Source organism: Vibrio parahaemolyticus, assembly GCF_900460535.1.
In the GTDB taxonomy this organism is placed as follows: Bacteria; Pseudomonadota; Gammaproteobacteria; order Enterobacterales; family Vibrionaceae; genus Vibrio; species Vibrio parahaemolyticus.
This window is the reverse complement of sequence record NZ_UHIL01000001.1, coordinates 3,251,637-3,273,799: the sequence shown is the minus strand read 5'-3', so window position 1 is coordinate 3,273,799 and position 22,163 is coordinate 3,251,637. Positions and strand designations below refer to the sequence as shown.

Below are 22,163 nucleotides of genomic sequence, written 5' to 3'. Positions count from 1 at the left end.
AACAGAATTGAATGTGTAGAGAACACAAAAACAGCTTTCCGAATTAAAGAATTTGCTTGGCGACCATAGCGTTTTGGACCCACCTGACTCCATTCCGAACTCAGAAGTGAAACGAAATAGCGCCGATGGTAGTGTGGGGTTTCCCCATGTGAGAGTAGGACATCGCCAGGCTTTAAATTTAGACTTAGGTCTAACCAGTGCGGAGCGGTAGTTCAGTTGGTTAGAATACCGGCCTGTCACGCCGGGGGTCGCGGGTTCGAGTCCCGTCCGCTCCGCCACTTATTTCGAAAACCTCGCTTTTGCGAGGTTTTTTTGAATCTACAATGTGATAAACTGTAGGTACAACAGGGGTGTAGCTCCAATTGGCAGAGCAGCGGATTCCAAATCCGCGTGTTGGGAGTTCGAATCTCTCCACCCCTGCCATATTTAAAGCCTCAGTCGAAAGACTGGGGCTTTTTTGTATCTGCGGCTCTGAGCTGAAGATATCTCTCCATACCGTTATTATACCATCTGGAAAATTAACTGGTTAGGTCTATCCATTTTTACGAATGCATTTTGGTGACTCTTTTGGAGCAATCCAAAAACCGATTTCATGCGTCGCAGACTTTGGAGATGATGTTGTGGTAATCAGTAAAAGATTGGTTGGCTAAATAGCGTGGTCTCAACCAACGCCATACTTGTTCGATGGGGTTTGGCTCTGGAGAATAGGGCGAAAGTTTGATGACACTGACATTTAAAGTCATTGGTAATTTCTTCTGTATGCCATCCTGCACCATCCATTACAACGACAGCGTGACGTCCCTCCTCCGTGACTGCCAATATTTGTTTTAAGTGCTCTATCATGATGTCTTTATTAACCCAGGGACAATGATAGCCTCACCAATTCCTTTTCTGGGACAGACTGAACCGAACAGATAAGCATACACAAATTGTTATTGCTTCACGGCTCTTGGGCGAGTTGCTTTTTCAACCCATAAGCGTGTTGTCGTGTTTTGAGCGGGAAGTTATCCATGAAAAGCCTATGTGGTTGAGCAGGTAATAGATAGAGTCAGGGCGGTAGTGCTTGCCAAATTTTTTCATGATATAAGCGTGGATATCGAAAACAGTCAGTCGTCCGCCTTGTGTATCATTGGTTTTATCTTTTATATCTTGACTCAATTGTTCTTTTTGCTCGGACGTTAAGAATGGTGGTCTTCCTGTTCTTGGCTTTTCTTGCAGTCCTTCCGGCCCTTCTTCAAAAAAGGTTTGAACCCACTTATTGATACTAGTTCGGCTTACCTTGAGAAACTTGACGATTTGTGTGCGTGAGTACCCATCTTTGAAATGAGCAAGGGCCAGCAGTCTCATTTTCATCTGAATGACCTCAATTAGTTCATAGTTTTACTTAGATTGGTATTAGGCGTGAGCTTCGCTCTGAGGGGAGTTTGATTGAGCTAAAGGAAGCTTTATTAACCGAGCGGGGAGGCTTCTAGATAATATTGTTGGTGAAGTCTTCGAATTTTAGAGTATAAAAAAGCAGTCCTAAGGCTGCTTTTTAAATATGGGGAGAATGGAATTAGGCTTCAGTTTGTTCTCTTTGTTCTGCTAAAGAGCTTTGAGCTAGCTTTTCATCTTCCATCTTTTTTTCTTCAGCTTTCGCCTTTTCAATCATTGGTGTAATGGTTGAACCTTGGATAAGGATAGAGAACACCACAACCGAATAGGTCATTACAAGGATGATCTCTTTTACATCGATCAGCTTGTCTTGAACGACCCAAATCCCTGATGGAATTGAAAGTGCCATTGCTAGCGCTAGGCCGCCACGTAGGCCACCCCAAGTTAGAATTTTTACAGACCACGAGTTATATTTTCTGTAACGTTTAAAGCCTATGTATGAGATAAAGACACTGAGATAGCGAGAGGCTAGCACCAGAGGGACTGCAATTGCCATCATTATCCAGTCTTCTTCATGGAATTTAAATAGCAGCATCGACATACCAATTAATAGGAATAGCACGCCGTTTAGGAACTCATCTACTAACTCCCAGAAGTGGTCTAGGTGGTCTTCACTCTCTTTAGAGAAGCCAATAAAGCGTGTCCAGTTACCGATCATAATTCCCGACACCACCATCGCAAGTGGGCCTGAAACATGAATGTACTCAGCAAATGCGTAACCTGCTGTAGGAACACCGATAGTAAGTAGTAGTTCCATTGAGTGATCGTCAGTAGCACTGATTAGGTAGTGGAATACTAAGCCCAATAGAAAGCCATAGACGATCCCGCCAATCGCTTCTTGGATGAAGAGTAGAGTGACGCTACCGACTGTTGGTGCTTCTGAGCCAAATGCAATGGTGAAAAGCGTGACGAAAATAACCAAGCCGAAGCCATCATTGAATAGTGACTCCCCTTCGATCTGTGTCGAGATACGTTTAGGTGCATCTAACTTTTTAACGATAGCTAGAACGGCAATCGGGTCGGTAGGCGAGATTAATGCGCCAAATAGCAAGCAGTAAACCAAATCAAACTGTATGCCGATCAGCATACAAAGGCCATAAAGAACAAAGCCGATGAAGAAGGTTGAGAACAAGGTTGCTCCAAGAGCCAATACCGTGATTTCCCACTTTTGATCTTTTAAGTTGGGTAGCTTGATGCCCAAGCCGCCAGCAAAAAGCAAAAATCCAAGGATGCCTTTCAACAAAAAGTCTTCAAAGTTAATCCTTGTTACCGTCTCGGTTGCAATCTCCGTAAGGTGAAACCAGTTGTTTTGACCGGCGATCAAAATAAGTAGAGAAAGAACCATTGAACCAGCTGTAATGGCGATGGTGGTTTGCATCTTTCCTATCTTGCTGTTTACAAAAGCAATTAGCATTGCAGCTGCGGATAGAAAACATAAAGTATGATAGACCGACATAGAGCCCTCTATTTGTAACATTTTATGAATGGAATTCTCGGCTGATGCTGTCTAAATAGCAAACATTTTTTCGGGTTTATTTTGCAAGTTAAGAAGGAGATAAAATAATCATTAAATCTCCATTTAGACGTCTAGACTCCTGAAGTTTGTGTGATAGGATGGAATCATAACTAAAGGAATGAGGCTGTACTGTGGGAAGCAAAGTAAGACAACAGATTGAAGCTCAATTGAAGCAACGTATCTTATTGATTGATGGTGGTATGGGCACCATGATCCAAGGGTACAAACTTGAAGAGCAAGATTACCGAGGAGAGCACTTTGCCAATTGGCACTGTGATCTAAAAGGCAACAACGACTTGTTGGTGCTAAGCCAGCCTCAACTAATTAAGGAAATCCATAGCGCTTACCTTGAAGCCGGCGCTGATATTCTAGAAACCAATACCTTTAACGCGACCACCATTGCGATGGCTGACTATGAGATGGAAAGCCTGAGTGAAGAGATTAACTTCGCCGCGGCAAAACTGGCTCGTGAAGTTGCCGATGAGTGGACGGCGAAAACGCCTGACAAACCTCGTTACGTTGCAGGTGTACTTGGTCCAACCAACCGAACGTGCTCTATCTCCCCTGATGTGAATGATCCCGGCTACCGCAATGTTTCTTTCGATGAGCTGGTTGAAGCGTATTCCGAGTCAACTCGAGCGTTAATCAGAGGTGGCGCTGATCTTATTTTGATCGAAACTATTTTTGATACATTGAATGCTAAGGCATGTGCCTTTGCTGTCGATTCTGTATTTGAAGAGCTTGGTGTTGCACTGCCTGTCATGATTTCCGGTACGATTACCGACGCTTCGGGGCGCACGTTATCAGGGCAAACCACGGAAGCATTTTACAACTCTCTACGTCATGTAAGGCCTTTATCTTTCGGTCTTAACTGTGCATTGGGGCCAGATGAACTGCGCCCATACGTGGAAGAGCTTTCTCGTATTTCTGAATCATTTGTTTCCGCGCACCCTAACGCAGGTTTGCCGAATGCTTTTGGAGAATATGACCTTTCTCCAGAAGACATGGCAGAGCATGTAAAAGAGTGGGCTAGCAGCGGCTTTTTAAATCTGATTGGTGGCTGTTGTGGTACAACGCCGGAGCATATTCGCCAAATGGCGCAGGCTGTTGAAGGTGTTACACCTCGCGCTTTGCCAGATTTGCCTGTTGCTTGTCGTCTCTCCGGATTAGAGCCATTAACGATTGAGAAAGAGACTTTATTCATCAATGTCGGTGAGCGAACTAACGTCACAGGTTCTGCTCGCTTTAAACGTTTGATCAAAGAAGAACAGTATGACGAAGCATTAGAAGTCGCGCGTCAGCAAGTTGAAAATGGTGCCCAAATCATCGACATCAACATGGATGAGGGGATGTTAGACGCACAGGCTTGTATGGTGCGTTTTCTAAACCTATGTGCCTCAGAACCAGAAATCTCCAAAGTGCCAATCATGGTCGACTCTTCCAAATGGGAAGTGATCGAAGCGGGTCTGAAATGCATTCAAGGTAAAGGCATTGTGAACTCTATCTCTTTGAAGGAAGGCAAAGAGAAATTTGTTGAGCAAGCTAAACTGATCCGTCGTTATGGTGCAGCTGTAATCGTCATGGCATTCGATGAGGTTGGTCAGGCAGAAACGCGCGCGCGCAAGCTAGAAATCTGTACAAATGCTTATCGTATTTTGGTAGACGAAGTTGGCTTCCCGCCAGAAGACATTATTTTTGACCCGAACATTTTTGCCGTCGCAACGGGTATTGATGAGCACAACAACTATGCTGTTGATTTTATTGAAGCTGTAGCGGACATCAAGCGCGATTTGCCACACGCGATGATTTCCGGTGGCGTGTCGAACGTGTCTTTCTCTTTCCGCGGTAATAACTACGTTCGTGAAGCTATCCATGCTGTGTTCCTCTATCACTGTTTTAAAAATGGTATGGATATGGGGATCGTAAACGCGGGGCAGCTCGAAATTTATGACAACGTTCCGGAAAAACTACGAGAAGCGGTAGAAGACGTTGTGCTTAACCGTCGAGATGACGCTACAGAAAGATTGTTGGATATCGCGGCTGAGTACGCAGATAAAGGCGTTGGCAAAGAAGAAGATGCCTCTGCGCTTGAGTGGCGAACTTGGCCTGTCGCAAAACGTTTAGAGCATGCGTTAGTTAAAGGGATCACAGAGTTCATCGTTGCAGACACTGAAGAAGCACGTGTGAATGCGGCAAAACCACTTGAAGTGATTGAAGGTCCTTTGATGGATGGCATGAACGTGGTGGGGGACCTATTTGGTGAAGGTAAGATGTTCTTACCTCAAGTCGTGAAATCAGCACGTGTGATGAAGCAAGCTGTCGCGCATTTAGAGCCTTTTATTAACGCCGAAAAGCAATCCGGTAGCAGTAACGGAAAAATTTTGTTGGCGACGGTGAAGGGTGACGTGCATGACATTGGCAAAAACATTGTGGGCGTTGTACTGCAGTGTAATAACTACGAGATCATCGATCTTGGCGTGATGGTACCGTGTGAAAAGATCTTAAAAGTCGCGCTAGAAGAGAACGTTGATATTATCGGTTTGTCAGGGTTGATTACCCCATCTCTGGATGAAATGGTTCATGTTGCTAAAGAGATGGAACGTCTCAATTTTGATCTTCCGCTTCTGATTGGTGGAGCTACCACATCCAAAGCGCACACCGCCGTTAAGATTGAGCAGAACTACAAAAATCCGGTGGTTTACGTAAACAATGCGTCGCGCGCAGTAGGGGTTTGTTCGTCATTACTCTCCGATGAACGTCGACCTGCCTTTATAGAAAAACTGGATGCGGATTATGAGCGTGTTCGTGACCAACACAATCGTAAGAAGCCGCGTACTAAGCCTGTCACTTTAGAACAAGCGCGTGCAAATAAAGTCGCGATAGATTGGGATGCATACACGCCACCAGTTCCTGCAAAACCAGGCCTTCATATTTTCGATGATTTTGATGTCGCAACCTTACGCAAGTATATCGACTGGACGCCGTTTTTCATGACGTGGTCGCTGGTAGGAAAATACCCGACAATCTTCAAACATGAAGAAGTGGGTGAGGAGGCTCAGCGTCTGTTCCATGATGCCAATGAGCTGCTTGATCGAGTTGAGCGTGAAGGATTGCTTAAGGCTCGCGGGATATGTGGCCTATTCCCAGCGGCAAGTGTGGGTGATGATATTGAAGTGTACACCGATGAGTCGCGTACTGAGGTTGCTAAAGTATTGCGCAATCTTCGTCAGCAAACAGAAAAGCCTAAAGGCTTTAACTACTGCTTGTCGGATTACATCGCGCCAAAAGAATCTGGCAAACAGGATTGGGTTGGAGCGTTTGCAGTAACTGGCGGTATCGGTGAGCGTGAGTTGGCCGATGAGTACAAAGCGCAAGGCGATGACTACAACGCAATCATGATTCAAGCGGTGGCGGATCGTTTAGCCGAAGCTTTTGCTGAATATTTGCATGAGCGTGTCAGGAAAGAAATTTGGGGCTATGCAGCGGATGAAAATCTATCGAATGATGAACTCATCCGTGAAAAGTACCAAGGGATCCGTCCTGCACCGGGTTACCCAGCTTGTCCTGAGCATACAGAGAAAGGCCCGCTTTGGGAGTTACTGAATGTTGAAGAGAACATCGGTATGTCACTTACAACGAGCTATGCAATGTATCCGGGGGCATCAGTGTCCGGTTGGTATTTCTCACATCCAGACTCTCGCTATTTTGCGATCGCTCAGATCCAAGATGATCAGCTAGAGAGTTATGCTGATCGTAAAGGTTGGGATAGGATCGAAGCTGAAAAATGGTTGGGGCCAAACATTAACGGCTAAATCAAGTGAACAAGCAATAAAAAGGGCTGCCAATGTGCAGCCCTTCAGTTTGTCGTTGTTCCCTCAAAAAACACGTTATGCTTTTTGAACCACGGTAGTGGTCACTTGAGGATACAAACCAATGTTATTGTTCGAAGAGCTCTGTATGCAGCTTCTGAATGGCTTGCTTCGCCACCGACTCATTCACAAGGAAGCACAGGTTATGAGGGCTTGCTCCATAACAGATCATGCGTAAGTTCAAATCTTCTAGCGTACCAAACACTTGCTTCGCATAGCCTTTACGTTCACTCATCTTGTTACCAATCAAGGCTACCAAACAAAGGTCATGTTCTACTTCGACCTTACACAACTCTTCCAACTCTTCACGTGCTGCTTGAGGAAGTTGTGGTGCGCCTCCTGAGGTATCAGTTTGATCCAGTGTGAGTGACACACTGATTTCTGATGTGGTGATAAGGTCTACCGAAATTTTGTGCTTGGCTAAAATCTCAAATACTTTTGCTAAGAAGCCGTACGCATGGAACATGTTCGCACTACGTAGAGTGACCATCGTTTGATTACAACGCAGAGCGAGGGCGCGGAACAGTGGTGAGCTTTCGACTTGATGACGAATCCACGTGCCACCTTTTTCTGGTTCTTTGGATGAGCCAACAAAAACCGGGATATCATGGCGCAGAGCAGGGACCAGTGTTGATGGGTGTAATATTTTCGCGCCAAAGTTAGCCATTTCAGAGGCTTCACTAAAACTGATCTCTGGGATTGGTGACGCTTTTGGTGCGATGCGAGGATCGGTCGTGTAAATACCAGGAACATCTGTCCAAATTTCAAGTCCAGATGCTTTCACACCTTCAGCAATCAAGGCTGCACTGTAGTCGCTACCACCACGGCCTAACGTTGTTGTATTGCCTTCTTCGTCAGAGCCAATGAAGCCCTGTGTGATGACGACAGAATCAAGACATAAAGGGATAAGCTTCTCTTGGGCTAGTTGAGCAATGGCTTCGATATTCGGTTCTGCGCGACCAAAGTTGTCGTCGGTTCTTAGCACTTCACGAATATCAAATCGCACTGCATTGATACCACGCTCTCGCATGAGCTGCGCCAAAATGTGTGTCGACATTAACTCACCACATGCCACAAGGTGGTCGGTCAGTTTGGTGTTTGCTTGAATTGAGGCAGCTTCTGCAAGGCTGGTCACGGTATCTAAAATTCCGTACACCTCTGAAGAAGCTTCTGTCGCATCTTCCAATTGAGCCAAAATGGAATCATGGATCTCAGCTAGGTTTTTTAGTAACTCAGTACGGTGTTCCTGATCTTGAACGCCATTGGCCAGTTCTACCAAGATGTTGGTTACCCCAGAGCAAGCGCTGCTAACAACAAGGCGAGTATTTGGATTGTTTTCGATGATGGTGGCACAACGACTCATTGCCTCAAAATTGGCAACACTGGTCCCACCGAATTTAGCTACGTTAAATGCGCTCACTGCGTTTCTCCCACGACTTCCTAAAAAATATACACATCCAATGTTTTGTGAGGAAAGGAACAGAGCAAAAAGAGAGGTAGTTAGATTGTCATTTGAAAATGTACCCTCAGAAGCTCTTCATCAGACGGTGCTGATGACAGTTGATGGGACTCAACCCAAGTCAACCGACAAGCCAAACCCTGCAATTTTGACTTACCTCGGCACTACTCCCCCTGAATGATTGGTATTGGAATTGCGGTTCCACAAATCATCTGCCTGGGCAGTGCTCCTCTTCTACATAAAGCTCAAACATTGAACGGTTTTGACGTCACAATGTCAATCAATATTTCAACCAGAATGATGGTTTTTATTAACGAAATTGTGACAGTGGTTTGACCTCTATACTTAGGGCTAATTGCCGTGTGCAACAAAATACATTAGTGTGAAACCTTTGATGCCTGAATGTATTGCTAATCGAAATAAAAATTGCTCCTGTTTTCTGGTGAACGACTTGTTAAATAATTCAAGTGAGTTTTCTTGCAAAGCATGAAGAGTGACGATGTTTTGATGGCAAATAATTCTAAAAATGACTTCTTTCAGGCTAAATGACTGCAATCAAGGAGCTGACATGCCGATCCAAAGCTTTATTCCCCCTCACCGAATTTTAATGGGCCCTGGTCCTTCCGATGTTTATCCGCAGGTATTGCAAGCCCTTAGCCGTCCAACGGTTGGTCATCTAGACCCTCTGTTTATCGCGATGATGGATGAGCTTAAACAGCTGTTGAAATACGCTTTTCAAACCGAAAATGAGTTCACTATTGCGGTTTCTGCTCCCGGCAGTGCTGGGATGGAGACTTGTTTCGTTAACTTGATCGAGAAAGGTGACAAAGTCATCGTTTGTCGAAACGGTGTCTTTGGCGAGCGCATGCGTGAAAACGTTATTCGTGCTGGTGGTGAAGTGGTGCTAGTCGATGATGAATGGGGTGCGCCTGTTTCAGTAGATAAAGTTGAACAAGCACTACAGCAACATCCTGATACAAAAATTTTGGCTTTTGTACATGCTGAGACATCAACAGGTGCTGTCAGTGATGCGCAAACTCTAGGTAAGTTAGCCAAGCAATATAATGTGCTGTCGATTGTGGACGCCGTTACATCGTTAGGCGGCGTACCGTTAAAAGTTGATGAATGGCAGCTTGATGCTGTGTACTCGGGCAGTCAAAAGTGTTTGTCGTGTGTGCCTGGCTTGTCTCCGGTGACGCTGTCTCCGGCTGCTATCGAAAAAATTCAATCGCGCACTACGCCAGTTCAAAGTTGGTTCCTCGATCAAAGCTTAGTGTTGGGGTACTGGAGTGGGGAAGGTAAGCGTAGCTACCATCACACAGCTCCAGTGAATAGCCTATATGCATTGCATGAAGCGCTGCTTGTGTTGCAGAACGAGGGGCTTGAGAACGCGTGGGCTCGCCATCAATTGATGCATGAGAAGTTGAAAGATGGTCTTCAGAAACTGGGTTTTGAATTTGTAGTGGAAGAATCTTACCGTTTACCTCAATTGAACGCGATTTATGTGCCGGAAGGGATCGATGAAGCGAAAGTTCGCGCGCATCTACTTGAAACTTACAACCTTGAAATTGGTGCAGGGTTAGGTGCGTTAGCTGGCAAAGCATGGCGTATTGGGTTGATGGGATACGGTGCTCGTGCGGAAAACGTCGCACTGTGCTTGAAGGCTCTGGAAGAGTCTTTAACCGAGTAAGAGTTGCGCATTAGAGCGTCTCAAGAGCTTGGAACTCAGAGTTTTTCTCATTACTCATAGACCAACAGGGCCTAAAATCATTGGGCTGAAAGCAAAAAAGCGAAGGAAGTCCTTCGCTTTTTTGTTTGTCTATTCCGCATCAGACACGCTAGTCGTTGCCGATTGGGCTTGTGAGGGTGGTTGATAATTTACTTGGCTAAAGTCGATGTTCGGAAATAGGAATTGAGCCTCTGCACGAATTTGTTCCGCTTTACTGCTGTCATCCAGTCCTTGATAAGCCAAGATCAAGTTATTGTAGAACGCAGGGCGTGGCTTATCTTTAATGATCTGCAATGACCAATCAATATAAGGTTGAATCAAACTTGGATCTTGCTTGTACAGACCAATATTCAAAAAGGTACTGTAAACGTCCCAGTCAAATCTGTCTTTCCATACGACCGGGTTACTTACCTGATTCAAAATATCAGGATTAGTTGGTCGCGTAGTTTCGAACTTCGTCAGAATGTAGTTTGTGTGTAGTGCGCTCACCATATAGAAGGTAAACACGGCCGGAATCACCAAGCTAAAAACACGTAGCAGACTTTTGGTCACTTTGCTAAACCCAACTTGGCGATATCGCGAGACACGCTGGTCGACCCAATACAGCAAAATGATGAAAATCAGCCAGTGCGCGAGAGAGTGATAAAACGGATATTCCAACTGAGAGTGAAGTACGATAGGAATGAATAACGCAAGCAACGCTAGGCGTGTGCCACGTTTGGCTTGATAAATCCGATGTAAAACCAATCCCATTGCGAGGATTATGCCTAATACAGGCAGAAGCCCACCTTCTACGCCCCAGTACAACATTTCATTGTGTGGATGATCCATCGATGGCAAGCCTGCAGGATAGTTCTCATTCAGCGCATGCTGGCGTGCGGTGTACAGCATGTACTCAGATTCAAACTTACCGTAACCGTAGCCAGTGAACGGTTTCTCGATCACCATATCCAAGGTTTGAGGGAAAGTGTACGCTCGAGGCGATTCCATATTCACTTTCTCTGTCGCCAGTCCACTTCCATCCGGGAATGCAATGCTCATTACAACGAACGAGAGCACCAAGCCCGTAACCAAAGCTGCGATCCAGCGAATAAAGCGGCCTTTGGTTGCAAAGCGATACATATACGGAATCACTAACAACAAACCGATGATGGTCGCTAGCCATCCTGTGCGCGAAGCTAACGCGACAATCAACGGCAAGGTAACAACAGGTACGGCATACAAAAGGTAAACGTCGCTTAGCTTACGTGAGTACTTATAGGGTTGACGAGCTAGAAGGTAACTGGCAATGACTAATCCAGTAGCGAGAAAGCTAGCCATCACATTCGGTTGCTGAAAGATCCCGTACGGACGGTTAGCAATCGTGTCGTAGCCGAAAGGATTCCCTGGTTTTAGAAAAAGATATTGCGTCAGACCAAATAGAGCTTCAATCACGACAGCCAGTACGATGAACCAAAGTAACCGTTGGCGATGCTTATTACTGAAATGAAATTGCTGTAAGACAACAAAAAACAGGAAACCACTCCACAGGCCGATAAGTTTGTTCGCTGCCAGAGTGCTGTCCGCATTGGGGTAGAATACTGGCAACGTCATGATGATCGCGCTGATCAGTAACCCTATGGTTAGCTTTGAATAGCGTAAAATGCGGTTACTCGCGAGCTGATAGCAACCGATACCTAACGCAAAGCTAAATGCAATCCACGTTGTTGCGTTGAAGGATAAGGCTAACCCTGACCCACCTGGATTGGGCATAAAAAAGTGCATGGCCAGTAAAAACAGAACGGCCAAGGCGATGAGAAACTTGCGATTGAGAGGAACTTGTACTTTTTCAGGAGAAAGTTTGGTTCCACTTACATGTATAGTAGCCATATATATTGCATTGTTTTGAATGAAAAAAGACCAGCGTTGGCTGGTCTTTGTACTTTACCTGTTTTTTCTATTTCAACATAGGCTTAAGGAATCGAGCTGTGTGCGAACCTTCGATCTGAGACACATCTTCTGGTGTTCCCTGGGCAATGATCTCTCCGCCGCCTTGTCCGCCTTCTGGTCCTAAGTCGATGATCCAGTCTGCTGTTTTGATGACGTCCAAGTTATGCTCGATAACCACAACGGTATTCCCGTGATCGCGCAGGCGATGAAGTACGGTCAATAACTGCTGAATATCATGGAAGTGCAGACCAGTTGTTGGCTCATCTAGAATGTACAAGGTTTTACCCGTATCACGCTTGGATAGCTCTCTTGCCAATTTCACTCGCTGCGCTTCGCCGCCTGATAATGTGGTTGCCGCTTGACCTAAACGAATGTAAGACAGACCAACATCCATTAGAGTTTGCAGCTTGCGGGCAATCGCAGGAACAGGATCGAAGAAGGTGCGAGCATCCTCGACGGTCATTTCCAGTACTTCATCGATGGTTTTGCCTTTGTAGCGTACTTCCAGTGTTTCGCGGTTATAGCGCTTCCCTTTACACACATCACATGGCACGTACACGTCTGGTAAGAAGTGCATCTCGACTTTGATAACACCATCCCCCTGACAAGCTTCACAGCGACCACCACGAACGTTAAAACTAAAGCGGCCAGGTTTGTAACCACGTGAACGTGATTCCTGCGTACCAGCAAACAGCTCGCGAATAGGGGTAAAGATTCCCGTGTACGTCGCTGGGTTCGAGCGCGGTGTTCGGCCAATTGGGCTTTGATCGATGTCGATAACCTTATCGAAATGTTCTAGACCTTTAATCGACTTATAAGGCGATGGGTGTGCAGTCGTAGCGCCATTGAGTTGGGTGTGTGCAATTTTGAAGAACGTATCGTTGATCAAGGTTGATTTACCGGAGCCAGACACGCCAGTAATACAGCTAAACAATCCGACAGGAATAGACAAGTCGACGTTCTTCAGGTTGTTACCTGTTGCGCCTAGTAGCTCGACGGTTTTCTTTGGATCGCGAGGGGTACGCTCTTTAGGGACTGCTATCTCTTTTGCGCCACTTAGATACTGACCTGTGAGAGAGTTCGGGTTGGCGATGATCTCGTCCATGGTTCCTTCGGCAACCACATTACCGCCGTGTACCCCCGCTCCCGGGCCAATATCAATCACGTGATCGGCACAGCGAATGGCATCTTCATCGTGTTCTACCACGAGTACGGTATTACCTAAATCGCGCAAATGAGTCAGTGTTTTTAGGAGTCGTTCGTTATCACGCTGGTGGAGGCCGATCGACGGTTCATCTAATACGTACATGACACCAACAAGACCTGCACCAATTTGGCTCGCTAAGCGAATGCGTTGTGCTTCGCCACCGGATAGCGTCTCTGCACTCCGGGATAAATTGAGGTAGTTCAAGCCCACATTTACAAGGAACTGTAGTCGATCATTGATCTCCTTCATGACCTTTTCTGCGATTTGCGCACGTTGACCTTCTAGCTTGAGTGTTTGGAAGAAGGTAAGGGCATCTGCAATACTGAGCTCAACGATCTCAGGTAAGGTGGTATCGGCAATAAATACATTACGTGCTTCAAGGCGTAGACGAGTACCGCCACAGCTTGAGCATGATTTTGTCGAGATGTATTTAGCCAACTCTTCTCGAACTGAGTTGGACTCGGTGTCGCGGTAACGACGTTCAAGCGTATTTAAAATCCCTTCGAATGGGTGGCGCTTTACGCGAATGTCGCCGCGATCATTGATGTATTTAAACTCGATCTCGGTGCGGCCTGAGCCTTTGAGAATAACGTCTTGCGTTTTCTTTGGCAGAGAGTTGAACGGAGCATGCAAATCAAATCCATAATGATCCGCCAATGAAGTCAGCATTTGGAAGTAATAGTAATTCTTTTGATCCCAGCCACGAATGGCACCTTGTGCCAAACTGAGTGAGTCATCTTGAATCACTCGGCTTGGATCAAAATACTGTTGTACACCTAAGCCATCACAAGTTCCACACGCGCCTGCTGGGTTGTTAAATGAGAACAATCTCGGTTCCAGCTCTTGCATGCTGTAGCCACATTGCGGACAAGCGAAGTTCGCGGAAAAGATGATTTCTTCCCCATCGCCATCCATCGGAGCAACCACCGCAATACCACCAGAAAGCTCTAGCGTCGTCTCAAATGACTCTGCTAAACGTTGTTGCAGATCTGGGCGAACTTTGAATCGGTCGACCACGACTTCAATGGTGTGTTTTTTGTGTAGCTCAAGTGTTGGTGGATCTGAAAGATCGCAAGTTTCGCCGTCAATACGCGCTCGAATAAAACCTTGTGCGGCAAGGTTTTCTAGTGTTTTTACATGCTCACCTTTGCGCTCTTTTACGATTGGAGCAAGCAGCATCATTTTACTGCCTTCTGGCAGTCCCAATACTTTATCCACCATCTGGCTGACAGTTTGTGCGGCTAATGGGGCGTGGTGAGTAGGACAGCGTGGTTCACCAACACGAGCGTAAAGCAGACGTAAGTAGTCGTAAACTTCGGTGATGGTACCGACGGTTGAGCGAGGGTTATGAGATGTCGATTTTTGTTCAATAGAAATCGCCGGTGATAAACCTTCGATATGGTCGACATCTGGTTTTTCCATAAGAGACAAAAACTGACGAGCATAAGCAGACAGTGATTCGACATAACGTCGTTGGCCTTCTGCATATAAGGTATCGAATGCGAGAGAGGACTTACCGGAGCCGCTTAACCCAGTAATTACTGTCAGTTTATCGCGAGGAATAGTCAGATTGATGTCTTTGAGGTTATGGGTTCGGGCACCGCGAACTTCTATTTTATCCATCATTTTTGCTCTATGTATAACCAAGTTGGGCAAGTATTACATAGTGTGAGAAATGTGCAAAGGAATACTGGACAAAAAAACAGTAAACAAAAAGCCCGGTATAAAACCGGGCTTTAGAGTCTAGGCTGATGAAAGGTTTACACTTCTTTCTTTGTCGCGTGCTTACCTAATTCAGACTTCTTTTCATCTTTTAGGTACAAGTTTTCGAAACAGTAGTTTGTTGCTTCAATGTAGCCTTCTACGCTACCACAATCAAAGCGCTTACCTTTGAATTTATATGCGAGAACACAACCGGCTTTTGCTTGTTTCAGCAGCGCATCCGTAATTTGGATTTCACCACCTTTACCTGGTTCTGTGTTTTCGATCAGTTCAAAAATATCAGGGGTAAGGATGTAACGACCAATGATCGCAAGATTGCTTGGCGCTGTGCCTGGTTCTGGTTTTTCTACCATGTCATCTACGCGGTAGATGTCATCTTTGATCATTTCACCAGAAATCACGCCGTATTTGTGCGTCTCATCAGCAGGTACTTCTTGTACTGCCACGATAGAACAGCGGAATTGCTTAAACAGCGCAACCATTTGAGCAAGAACGCCTTCTTCCTCGTTCACACACAAGTCATCGGCAAGTACTACAGCGAAAGGTTCATCACCAACCAGTTCACGCCCCGTTAGAATCGCGTGACCTAGACCTTTCATTTCACGTTGGCGAATGTAGGTAAAGTTCGCTGATTCAATGATCTCACGAATATCGACAAGTAACTCTTCTTTGTTGGTACCGCTAATTTGGTGCTCAAGCTCGTAGTTCTTATCAAAGTGATCCATGATTGAGTGTTTGCCACGGCCTGTCACAATACACATACCGTTCATACCAGCTTGAATTGCCTCTTCAACGCCGTATTCAATCAACGGTTTGTTCACTACTGGCATCATTTCTTTTGGCATTGATTTTGTAGCTGGAAGAAAGCGCGTGCCGTAGCCTGCAGCAGGGAACAGACATTTTTTAATCATTGGGGGAATATCCTTTCTCGTCATTATCAAGAATCTGCGCAACACTTTAACACGAGAGTCGCGCATGAATCATGAATAAAGTAGGAAAAAATGTGAGACGCAGTGCGGAAAAAAGCATGATCAGTCAGGCCGTGCCGCTGTTGAGGAGCTATGTCTAACAATAAACAGGAAACTTACTCTCTCGTTGTGTTCACTATTCGACTCGCTGGGCTCGTAATTTCTGGTTCTATTAGTCGTCTTAATACATGAATGTAAGGTTAAGACATCAAGTTTTGATCGGCCCAAGCGATGGCTTGAACTCGGTTTTTCACTGAGAGCTTTTTAAAGATCTGATACAGGTGCGACTTGATCGTAAATTCGCTAACAAACAGTTCTTCTGCCATCTGGCTATTCGATGCTCCAGCTTGCAGACAACGCAGCACTTGCAGTTCGCGAATGGTGAGATCGACGGTTGCTGGCGCGGTGTGGGTATTTATCACATTTCGATAGTAGTGCAGCAGTTGGCTGGTTACGTTGCGTGGTAGCCAGTTTTGCCCGTTGACAATGCCTTTCAGTCCTTCGCCTACTTGTTCTAAAGAATCTTCGCTGTAAAACAAGCCTTTTAATTGACCGAAGGCGAGCAGTTCATCCGTAGTGAGGCGTTTTGGAACGTTGAATACGACCGTCTCAAAGTTCTTCCAAACCAATGGCAGGTTTTTAATCGATTGAACGAGTGATTTATGTTCACTGAAGTCAATGAGTAGAATTTTATTTCGATGTTCGGGTTTCGCTTCCATTAGGGCATCGGTTGAGATTACAGGAATGCTCATATCGATGTACTTTTCTAATGATGCGACTTTCTGCGCAGCATCGTCTTCCATACTAATCAGAAATAGCTTTCTTGCGTAAGCCGACTTTCTCACGTGTTCAAATCTCCCAAGGTTCAGTAGAGGCCGTAAGTTGGCATTAAAGTATGGGGAGAGCTATAGCTTTGGTGAATAAATGCGTTGAGATTCAAAGGTTCACGAATGAAGTCTGCAACGCGAATCAAAAATGCTACATATGAAAGTTGAACTGAGATTTTGGTTCTAGCGTAGGGCGTGATCGAACACAATGGCATTGGGCTTTAACCAAAACATCAAAGCGTGTATTCTATTGCGCTAAAATTAATATACAGATCCAGAGTGAAACGGAGCACATCATGGCCAGCCGTGGAATTAACAAAGTTATTTTGGTGGGGAATCTAGGTAACGACCCTGAAATTCGTTACATGCCTAATGGCGGTGCGGTAGCAAACATCACGATTGCTACTTCTGAGTCATGGCGTGACAAAGCGACTGGCGAACAGCGCGAAAAAACAGAATGGCACCGTGTTGTGTTGTTCGGTAAGTTGGCAGAAGTTGCTGGTGAATACCTGCGTAAAGGTTCACAAGTTTACGTTGAAGGCCAACTTCAAACTCGTAAATGGCAAGACCAAAGTGGCCAAGATCGCTACTCAACAGAAGTTGTGGTTCAAGGTTTCAATGGTGTAATGCAAATGCTTGGTGGCCGTGCTCAAGGTGGCGCTCCTGCAATGGGCGGTCAACAACAGCAGCAAGGCGGTTGGGGTCAACCTCAACAACCGGCTCAGCAGCAATACAATGCACCTCAACAGCAGCAACAGGCTCCGCAGCAACCACAGCAGCAATACAACGAGCCACCAATGGATTTTGATGACGATATTCCGTTCTAAATCCCCGCTATGTTTGAATCGAAAAGGCCGCGAATATCGCGGCTTTTTTATTGCCTGAATTCAGCATGTGAGCCCGATCTTTTTAATCACTTCGCACTAACGATAAAGCTTATCAATGAAAGCAATTCTCTATATGCTTCCAACTCTCACAATCAGACTAATCCGATTGTTTGCCGAGCACTTATCAAGTATAAATATTTCAATAAGGTATATGATGAATAGAAAAGGAATTTGGTATTCATGAGGTATACCCCAACTCTTAAGCTAAGCACGCGGCTGGTGGCTTTTGTCACCATGATCGTTATATGCGCAATGTTTATCTTGTTTGTCGGCGGCACCCTCTCTTTCAAACGACTTGGGCAAGAATACCTTACCCATTATTTGGAAGGGATTGTCGAGGTTGTTGATAAAGAGATGGAAGATCCTGATGCAGCTTATTCTATGCAGCGTTGGATGCCTAAAATGTTGCAAGCAAGCAACATCGTTGAAATGACGCTCTCGACAAACAACGCCGTCGTTTATCGGTTCAAAGACACTTCGCATCAAATAGAAGCGTCGGCCTTGTTTGAAACTGAGTACCAGCTGACTCACAATCAAGACTATGTCATCCGTTTTAAAGCCATCCCTCCTTACTTAGGTTACAGCTACTCCATGCAGGCGTTGTGGTCGATCACTCTCGCCGTTATTTTGATCATCTTTTGTTTGATGCGCGGTGTTGCGTGGCTAAAAGAGCAGCTTGCTGGTTCAGAAATGCTGGAAGAGCGAGGAAGAATGATCTTGGCGGGGCGAGTTGAGCAATACGCCAAGGGAGATAAAAAAGAGTGGCCTTACACCGCGAGTGAAGCACTCGATGTGTTGATCGAAGAATTACAGGATGCGCGTCAGGAGCGCAGCCGCTTTGATACCTTTATCCGCACTCAAACTTTTCTCGATAAGCTCACTGGAACAGCCAATCGAGTGCTCTTTGATAGCAAGCTGGAATCGGCTCTTTTAGAGAGTGGCGCACGTGGCGCGGTCTTGCTGATTCGTATTCAAGATTGGAAGCTCGTGGAAGAAGAGCAAGATAAGCAAATCACCGACGAGTTTATTGTTGAAGTCGGCAGCTTGTTATCCAATTTAGTGCAGCGTTACCCAGACGTGGTGTTCTCTCGTTATTACGATGCCGATTTTGCACTGTTCTTACCTCATCAAAGCGCCAAAGATGTTGCCAACTTGGCCTCACAATGTATTCGTCAACTAGAGAAACTTACGCCGCCAGATCCGCTCGACCCCGACAACTGGTGCCATATTGGTATCACTATGTACAAAGAGGGAGAGCGACACAGCCAAATTATTGATGAGGCGGAAACGGCACTCAGAAGTGCGCAGCTACAAAACAACAATAACTGGAGCCGTTTTAAGAAATGGAACCACGATGAAGAAGCGCGCGGAAGTGTGAGATGGCGTACGTTATTTGATACGGCACTTACATCAGAAAATGTGATACTCTACGCACAATCGGTTCACTCAATAAGTGATGCGACGCATAAAAAAGCCTTACACGAAGAGTTAACATGTCGAATTCGGGATCCTGAAAATGGCATTGTTAAAGCGTCCCGGTTTATCTCTGCTATCAGACAAGTGGGCTATGAAGCTCAAATGGATAGAGCTGTACTTCATAAATTCTTAAAAGACTTTAAAGAGAATTTTGACAGCTCTAAAAATTATGCTCTAAATCTAAATGTGACGCCTTTTTCGAATCGCGAATACTTCAAGTGGTTTCGTGATGAACTTTTACAGTTGTCACGCGAGCAGAGAAAGTGTCTCAATTTTGAGTTTGTGGAAGCACAATTTGTAAGACACTTAGACTTTATGCGACCAGTCGCTAAAATGCTGGCCGGTTTGGGATGCCATCTCATGGTGGGGCAAGCGGGACGAACCATCGTCAGCACTCACTACCTAAAAGAAGTGGACATTCGTTATCTCAAGCTTCATCGCAGCTTGGTAGCAAAAATCGATCAGCGACATGAGAACCAGCTTTTTGTCCGCAGTATGCTAGGTGCAGCGGCGAACAGCAAAACCAAAATCATAGCAGTGGGAATTGAGAATCAACAAGAGCTAAACACGCTTCTTGAATTAGGTGTGTACGGCGGACAAGGACGCTATTTTTCTGCAGAGCAGCAATATCTTCCTCGCCCACAAACAGCGCAACATTCTCAATCAGAATCCCAAGTTAAATTGGGAAGACGAAATCGCTGGCGGAAAAAATAAAGATAATAATCATGGAATTTAAAGCAGTATTCGACAAGCTGATGCGATCATCTGGTGGTGGTCGCTCTTGCTTTTTGGTTATTCAGCCAGACGCAGTTTATTTATCATCACCAGCTAAAAGTGGCCGTCCGTCTCAGTTTGAAATTTCTGAATCAAATTGGGAACGCGCTGTTGAGCAAGCGTTAAGCGTTGCCGCGAGCGCTTATGATTCTCTGACCGTAGTGCTGTCTCACAACTACTATCAGATGTATCAAATCGACAAGCCAGCCATGCCACGCCAAGAGTGGTCGGCGGCGCTGCCGTTTTTACTCAAAGAGCTTATTTCTGAGCGTGCCATCGACATCATCGCTGATGCGGTAGAGCTACCAAACTCAAGTAAAGTGCAAGCTTATGTTTTATCAAGAAAGATGCTTGATAAAATTGTGCTACTGGCTAGTCGTGCTCAATTGCCGTTAGAAGCGATCATTCCGGAAGATGATGTTTGGGGTGATACCGCTGGTGAGCTTGGTAACTTTTTGTTGCTGCAACGCAGCGCGCGTGGGCATTTCCGCATCAGTGCTTTTGTTGAGCACACCATTGCATTCCATCGTTCGATTCGTAGCGTGACACCTCCTCTTACTGGCGTACCGTCAAGCGAGCTACAGATGGACAGTTTGTCTCTGGAGCTACAACGTTCGATAGACTACCTCTCTGCTCAGCTTCGTCAGGTTCAGTTGCACCAATTGAAAGTGTGCTGTGATGAAGAAGATGAGAACGAATTGGTTCAGTCGCTTAACTACCGCTTAAGCACCAAAGTATCGTCACTACTGCCTGAAGAACATGAACTCTCTGGTCATGTGCTTGCGGATGCGGCGGCGTCGTCTACAAATCGACGCGTCAATCTATATCCTGATCATTTAAAGCCGAAAAAAGATCTCCTTACGCTAAAAAATGTGGCGATTTCTTGGGGTGCGGCTGCGGCTGTGATTCTGTTGTCTTACGGCTACGTGTCTTGGCAAAGTGAAGGTTTGGAAGATGAAATCGCGATTGTGAAAGGCAAGGGCGATATTCTTAAATCTGACTTAGATTACTACCAAGTGAAGCTGCGTAAGCATCAACCTGATCCAAATAAGTTAGCGGCCAAAGCGCGTCTAGAGCGTGAAGTCAAAGCTAAGCGAGATTCCTTGAAAGCGGTGGGCAAGTACGATGATTCGCAACGCACGGGTTACTCAGGTGTGATGCAGTCATTAGCAAAATTGGGCAACCAAGAAATCTCTTTATCCGAAATTCGCATCAACAACAACACCTTGGATTTAAAAGGCTTAGCGAAAGCTCCGAGTTCAGTGCCGAGTTGGGTAAGCCAGTTCAAGAATGAGATCAGTCTTGTTGGGCGAACATTTGACGACGTGAAAATCGGTCGCAATGAGAAAGACATAGTGACGTTTGAGTTGAAAACGCGCGAGGATAAAGAGAAATGAACGAATTCTGGAGCTCATTAGAAGAGCGCTTTGGAGACATGAGCGCGCGCGAGAAAATGCTGGTGGCGCTGTGTGGCTTCGTGACCGTAGTTATGTTGCTGTTTACGTTGGTGCTAGAACCTAAGCTCAATCAGATCTCAAACAATGAAAGACAGCTGAGTAACTTAAAGCAGTCAAACCAAAAAACAGAAATTGATATTTTACGTGTTAAGGCTCAATTGAAGAAAGATCCAAACGCGGATATTGATTTGGAAATTTCCAACCTGTTGACGGAAAGTCAGCATCTTTCGATGCAGTTGTCACAAATTATTGAACACTTGGTAACGCCTTCACAAATGGCGGGCGTATTAGAGAGCGTATTAGAGCAGCAAAGTGGCATTCACTTGGTGTCATTGCAGACTCTGCCATCTGAGCCGATCACAGAAGATAAAGAAGCATCACAATACTCTGGCTACTACGTACACCCAGTACGCATGGAGCTAACTGGTGACTACTTTTCTATCGCCAACTACTTAAACAAGTTAGAGAGCTTACCTGCCAGCTATTTTTGGCGTAGCTTCAGTTACAAAGTAGAAGAATATCCAAAAGCGAAGTTAGTGCTTGAAGTGTACACATTAGGTTCTCGAGAGGAGTTTATCGGTGGTTAAAAAACTCATTATCTCAATCGCGGCTATCGCCTTGTCTGGTTCAGTCTTGGCAAATCAGGATCCAACTGCACCACTTGGTTGGCAAAAACCAGCAGAGGTGTCTGCTAAGCCCAAAGCGAAACAATACCGCTTGCCGACACTGAACAGCATTGTCTGTAAGCCAAATACCGAATGTGTCGCAATCATGAATAACCGGCTTGTCGAACAGGGTGAACTGTTTAACGGTTATCGAGTAGCAAGCATCAATAGTGAATTTGTAACTTTAAAGCGTGGTAGCCGTCAGTGGAACCTTGAGCTTTTTGGTTTAAACGTAAAAAAATAA

General features: G+C 45.5%; 13 protein-coding genes, 2 tRNA genes, 1 rRNA gene, 1 pseudogene and 1 riboswitch. Of the genes and pseudogenes, 10 read left to right on the top strand and 7 right to left on the bottom strand.

The features are described from left to right. Positions 1-55 precede the first annotated feature (55 nt). From rrf to DYB02_RS16715, 3 genes are all read left to right on the top strand, one after another. Positions 56-171, top strand: a 5S ribosomal RNA gene (gene rrf / locus DYB02_RS16725). A 30-nt stretch (positions 172-201) separates the two neighbouring features. Next, positions 202-278, top strand: a tRNA-Asp gene (locus DYB02_RS16720). A 68-nt stretch (positions 279-346) separates the two neighbouring features. After that, a tRNA-Trp gene (locus DYB02_RS16715) sits at positions 347-423 on the top strand. Between the two features lie 170 nt (positions 424-593). On the opposite strand, the pseudogene DYB02_RS26130 reads toward DYB02_RS16715, so the two are convergent. Then, positions 594-1,353, bottom strand: a pseudogene (locus tag DYB02_RS26130) (transposase); the annotation flags it as partial. A gap of 202 nt (positions 1,354-1,555) precedes the next feature. Beyond that, positions 1,556-2,890, bottom strand: coding sequence for a cation:proton antiporter (locus tag DYB02_RS16700; protein ID WP_020841345.1), 1,335 nt, complete (start codon positions 2,888-2,890; stop codon positions 1,556-1,558). A gap of 191 nt (positions 2,891-3,081) precedes the next feature. Between DYB02_RS16700 and metH the strand changes: the two genes are divergently transcribed. Further along, positions 3,082-6,762, top strand: coding sequence for a methionine synthase (gene metH / locus DYB02_RS16695; RefSeq protein ID WP_029806301.1), 3,681 nt, complete (start codon positions 3,082-3,084; stop codon positions 6,760-6,762). A gap of 124 nt (positions 6,763-6,886) precedes the next feature. On the opposite strand, the gene lysC is transcribed toward metH, so the two are convergent. Further along, positions 6,887-8,239 (bottom strand): lysine-sensitive aspartokinase 3, encoded by a 1,353-nt coding sequence (lysC, locus tag DYB02_RS16690; protein WP_015297342.1) that lies wholly within the window; start codon positions 8,237-8,239, stop codon positions 6,887-6,889. A gap of 102 nt (positions 8,240-8,341) precedes the next feature. Further along, a riboswitch (Lysine riboswitch) is annotated at positions 8,342-8,520 on the bottom strand. Positions 8,521-8,846: 326 nt separating this feature from the next. On the opposite strand from lysC, the gene DYB02_RS16680 reads away from it, so the two are divergent. After that, on the top strand, positions 8,847-9,968 hold the full coding sequence (locus tag DYB02_RS16680; protein WP_015297341.1) for a pyridoxal-phosphate-dependent aminotransferase family protein: 1,122 nt from the start codon (positions 8,847-8,849) through the stop codon (positions 9,966-9,968). A gap of 129 nt (positions 9,969-10,097) precedes the next feature. On the opposite strand, the gene DYB02_RS16675 is transcribed toward DYB02_RS16680, so the two are convergent. The 4 genes from DYB02_RS16675 to DYB02_RS16660 form a co-directional block, all read right to left on the bottom strand. Further along, on the bottom strand, positions 10,098-11,876 hold the full coding sequence (locus tag DYB02_RS16675; protein ID WP_029805578.1) for a PglL family O-oligosaccharyltransferase: 1,779 nt from the start codon (positions 11,874-11,876) through the stop codon (positions 10,098-10,100). A gap of 67 nt (positions 11,877-11,943) precedes the next feature. Further along, a complete protein-coding gene (gene uvrA / locus DYB02_RS16670; protein ID WP_029805580.1) occupies positions 11,944-14,766 on the bottom strand; it encodes an excinuclease ABC subunit UvrA in 2,823 nt (940 codons plus the stop codon). A gap of 137 nt (positions 14,767-14,903) precedes the next feature. Beyond that, positions 14,904-15,776, bottom strand: coding sequence for a UTP--glucose-1-phosphate uridylyltransferase GalU (gene galU / locus DYB02_RS16665; RefSeq protein WP_005466627.1), 873 nt, complete (start codon positions 15,774-15,776; stop codon positions 14,904-14,906). A gap of 257 nt (positions 15,777-16,033) precedes the next feature. After that, a complete protein-coding gene (locus DYB02_RS16660; protein WP_005480993.1) occupies positions 16,034-16,678 on the bottom strand; it encodes a LuxR C-terminal-related transcriptional regulator in 645 nt (214 codons plus the stop codon). Positions 16,679-16,956: 278 nt separating this feature from the next. Between DYB02_RS16660 and DYB02_RS16655 the strand changes: the two genes are divergently transcribed. From DYB02_RS16655 to DYB02_RS16635, 5 genes are all read left to right on the top strand, one after another. Next, positions 16,957-17,487, top strand: a complete 531-nt coding sequence (locus tag DYB02_RS16655; RefSeq protein ID WP_005466625.1) for a single-stranded DNA-binding protein — start codon at positions 16,957-16,959, stop codon at positions 17,485-17,487. A gap of 240 nt (positions 17,488-17,727) precedes the next feature. Continuing rightward, positions 17,728-19,737, top strand: coding sequence for an RNase E specificity factor CsrD (gene csrD / locus DYB02_RS16650; protein ID WP_025547508.1), 2,010 nt, complete (start codon positions 17,728-17,730; stop codon positions 19,735-19,737). An 11-nt stretch (positions 19,738-19,748) separates the two neighbouring features. Then, positions 19,749-21,194, top strand: coding sequence for a PilN family protein (locus DYB02_RS16645; protein WP_029804051.1), 1,446 nt, complete (start codon positions 19,749-19,751; stop codon positions 21,192-21,194). After that, positions 21,191-21,841, top strand: a complete 651-nt coding sequence (locus tag DYB02_RS16640) for a type II secretion system protein GspM (RefSeq protein ID WP_005497276.1) — start codon at positions 21,191-21,193, stop codon at positions 21,839-21,841. The genes DYB02_RS16645 and DYB02_RS16640 overlap by 4 nt, the downstream gene beginning before the upstream one ends. Further along, positions 21,834-22,163 carry an MSHA biogenesis protein MshK gene (locus DYB02_RS16635; RefSeq protein WP_005481006.1) on the top strand — a complete coding sequence of 110 codons (330 nt, stop codon included), beginning with the start codon at positions 21,834-21,836 and terminating at the stop codon, positions 22,161-22,163. Before DYB02_RS16640 ends, DYB02_RS16635 begins: the two co-directional genes overlap by 8 nt.

Bases quoted from the DNA above. Each gene is read 5' to 3' on its own strand.
- DYB02_RS16675 (WP_029805578.1), bottom strand. From the start codon at position 11,876: ATGGCTACTATACATGTAAGTGGAACCAAACTTTCTCCTGAAAAAGTA.
- DYB02_RS16700 (WP_020841345.1), bottom strand. From the start codon at position 2,890: ATGTCGGTCTATCATACTTTATGTTTTCTATCCGCAGCTGCAATGCTA.
- uvrA (WP_029805580.1), bottom strand. From the start codon at position 14,766: ATGGATAAAATAGAAGTTCGCGGTGCCCGAACCCATAACCTCAAAGAC.
- DYB02_RS16645 (WP_029804051.1), top strand. From the start codon at position 19,749: ATGGAATTTAAAGCAGTATTCGACAAGCTGATGCGATCATCTGGTGGT.
- galU (WP_005466627.1), bottom strand. From the start codon at position 15,776: ATGATTAAAAAATGTCTGTTCCCTGCTGCAGGCTACGGCACGCGCTTT.
- csrD (WP_025547508.1), top strand. From the start codon at position 17,728: ATGAGGTATACCCCAACTCTTAAGCTAAGCACGCGGCTGGTGGCTTTT.
- DYB02_RS16655 (WP_005466625.1), top strand. From the start codon at position 16,957: ATGGCCAGCCGTGGAATTAACAAAGTTATTTTGGTGGGGAATCTAGGT.
- DYB02_RS16640 (WP_005497276.1), top strand. From the start codon at position 21,191: ATGAACGAATTCTGGAGCTCATTAGAAGAGCGCTTTGGAGACATGAGC.
- DYB02_RS16680 (WP_015297341.1), top strand. From the start codon at position 8,847: ATGCCGATCCAAAGCTTTATTCCCCCTCACCGAATTTTAATGGGCCCT.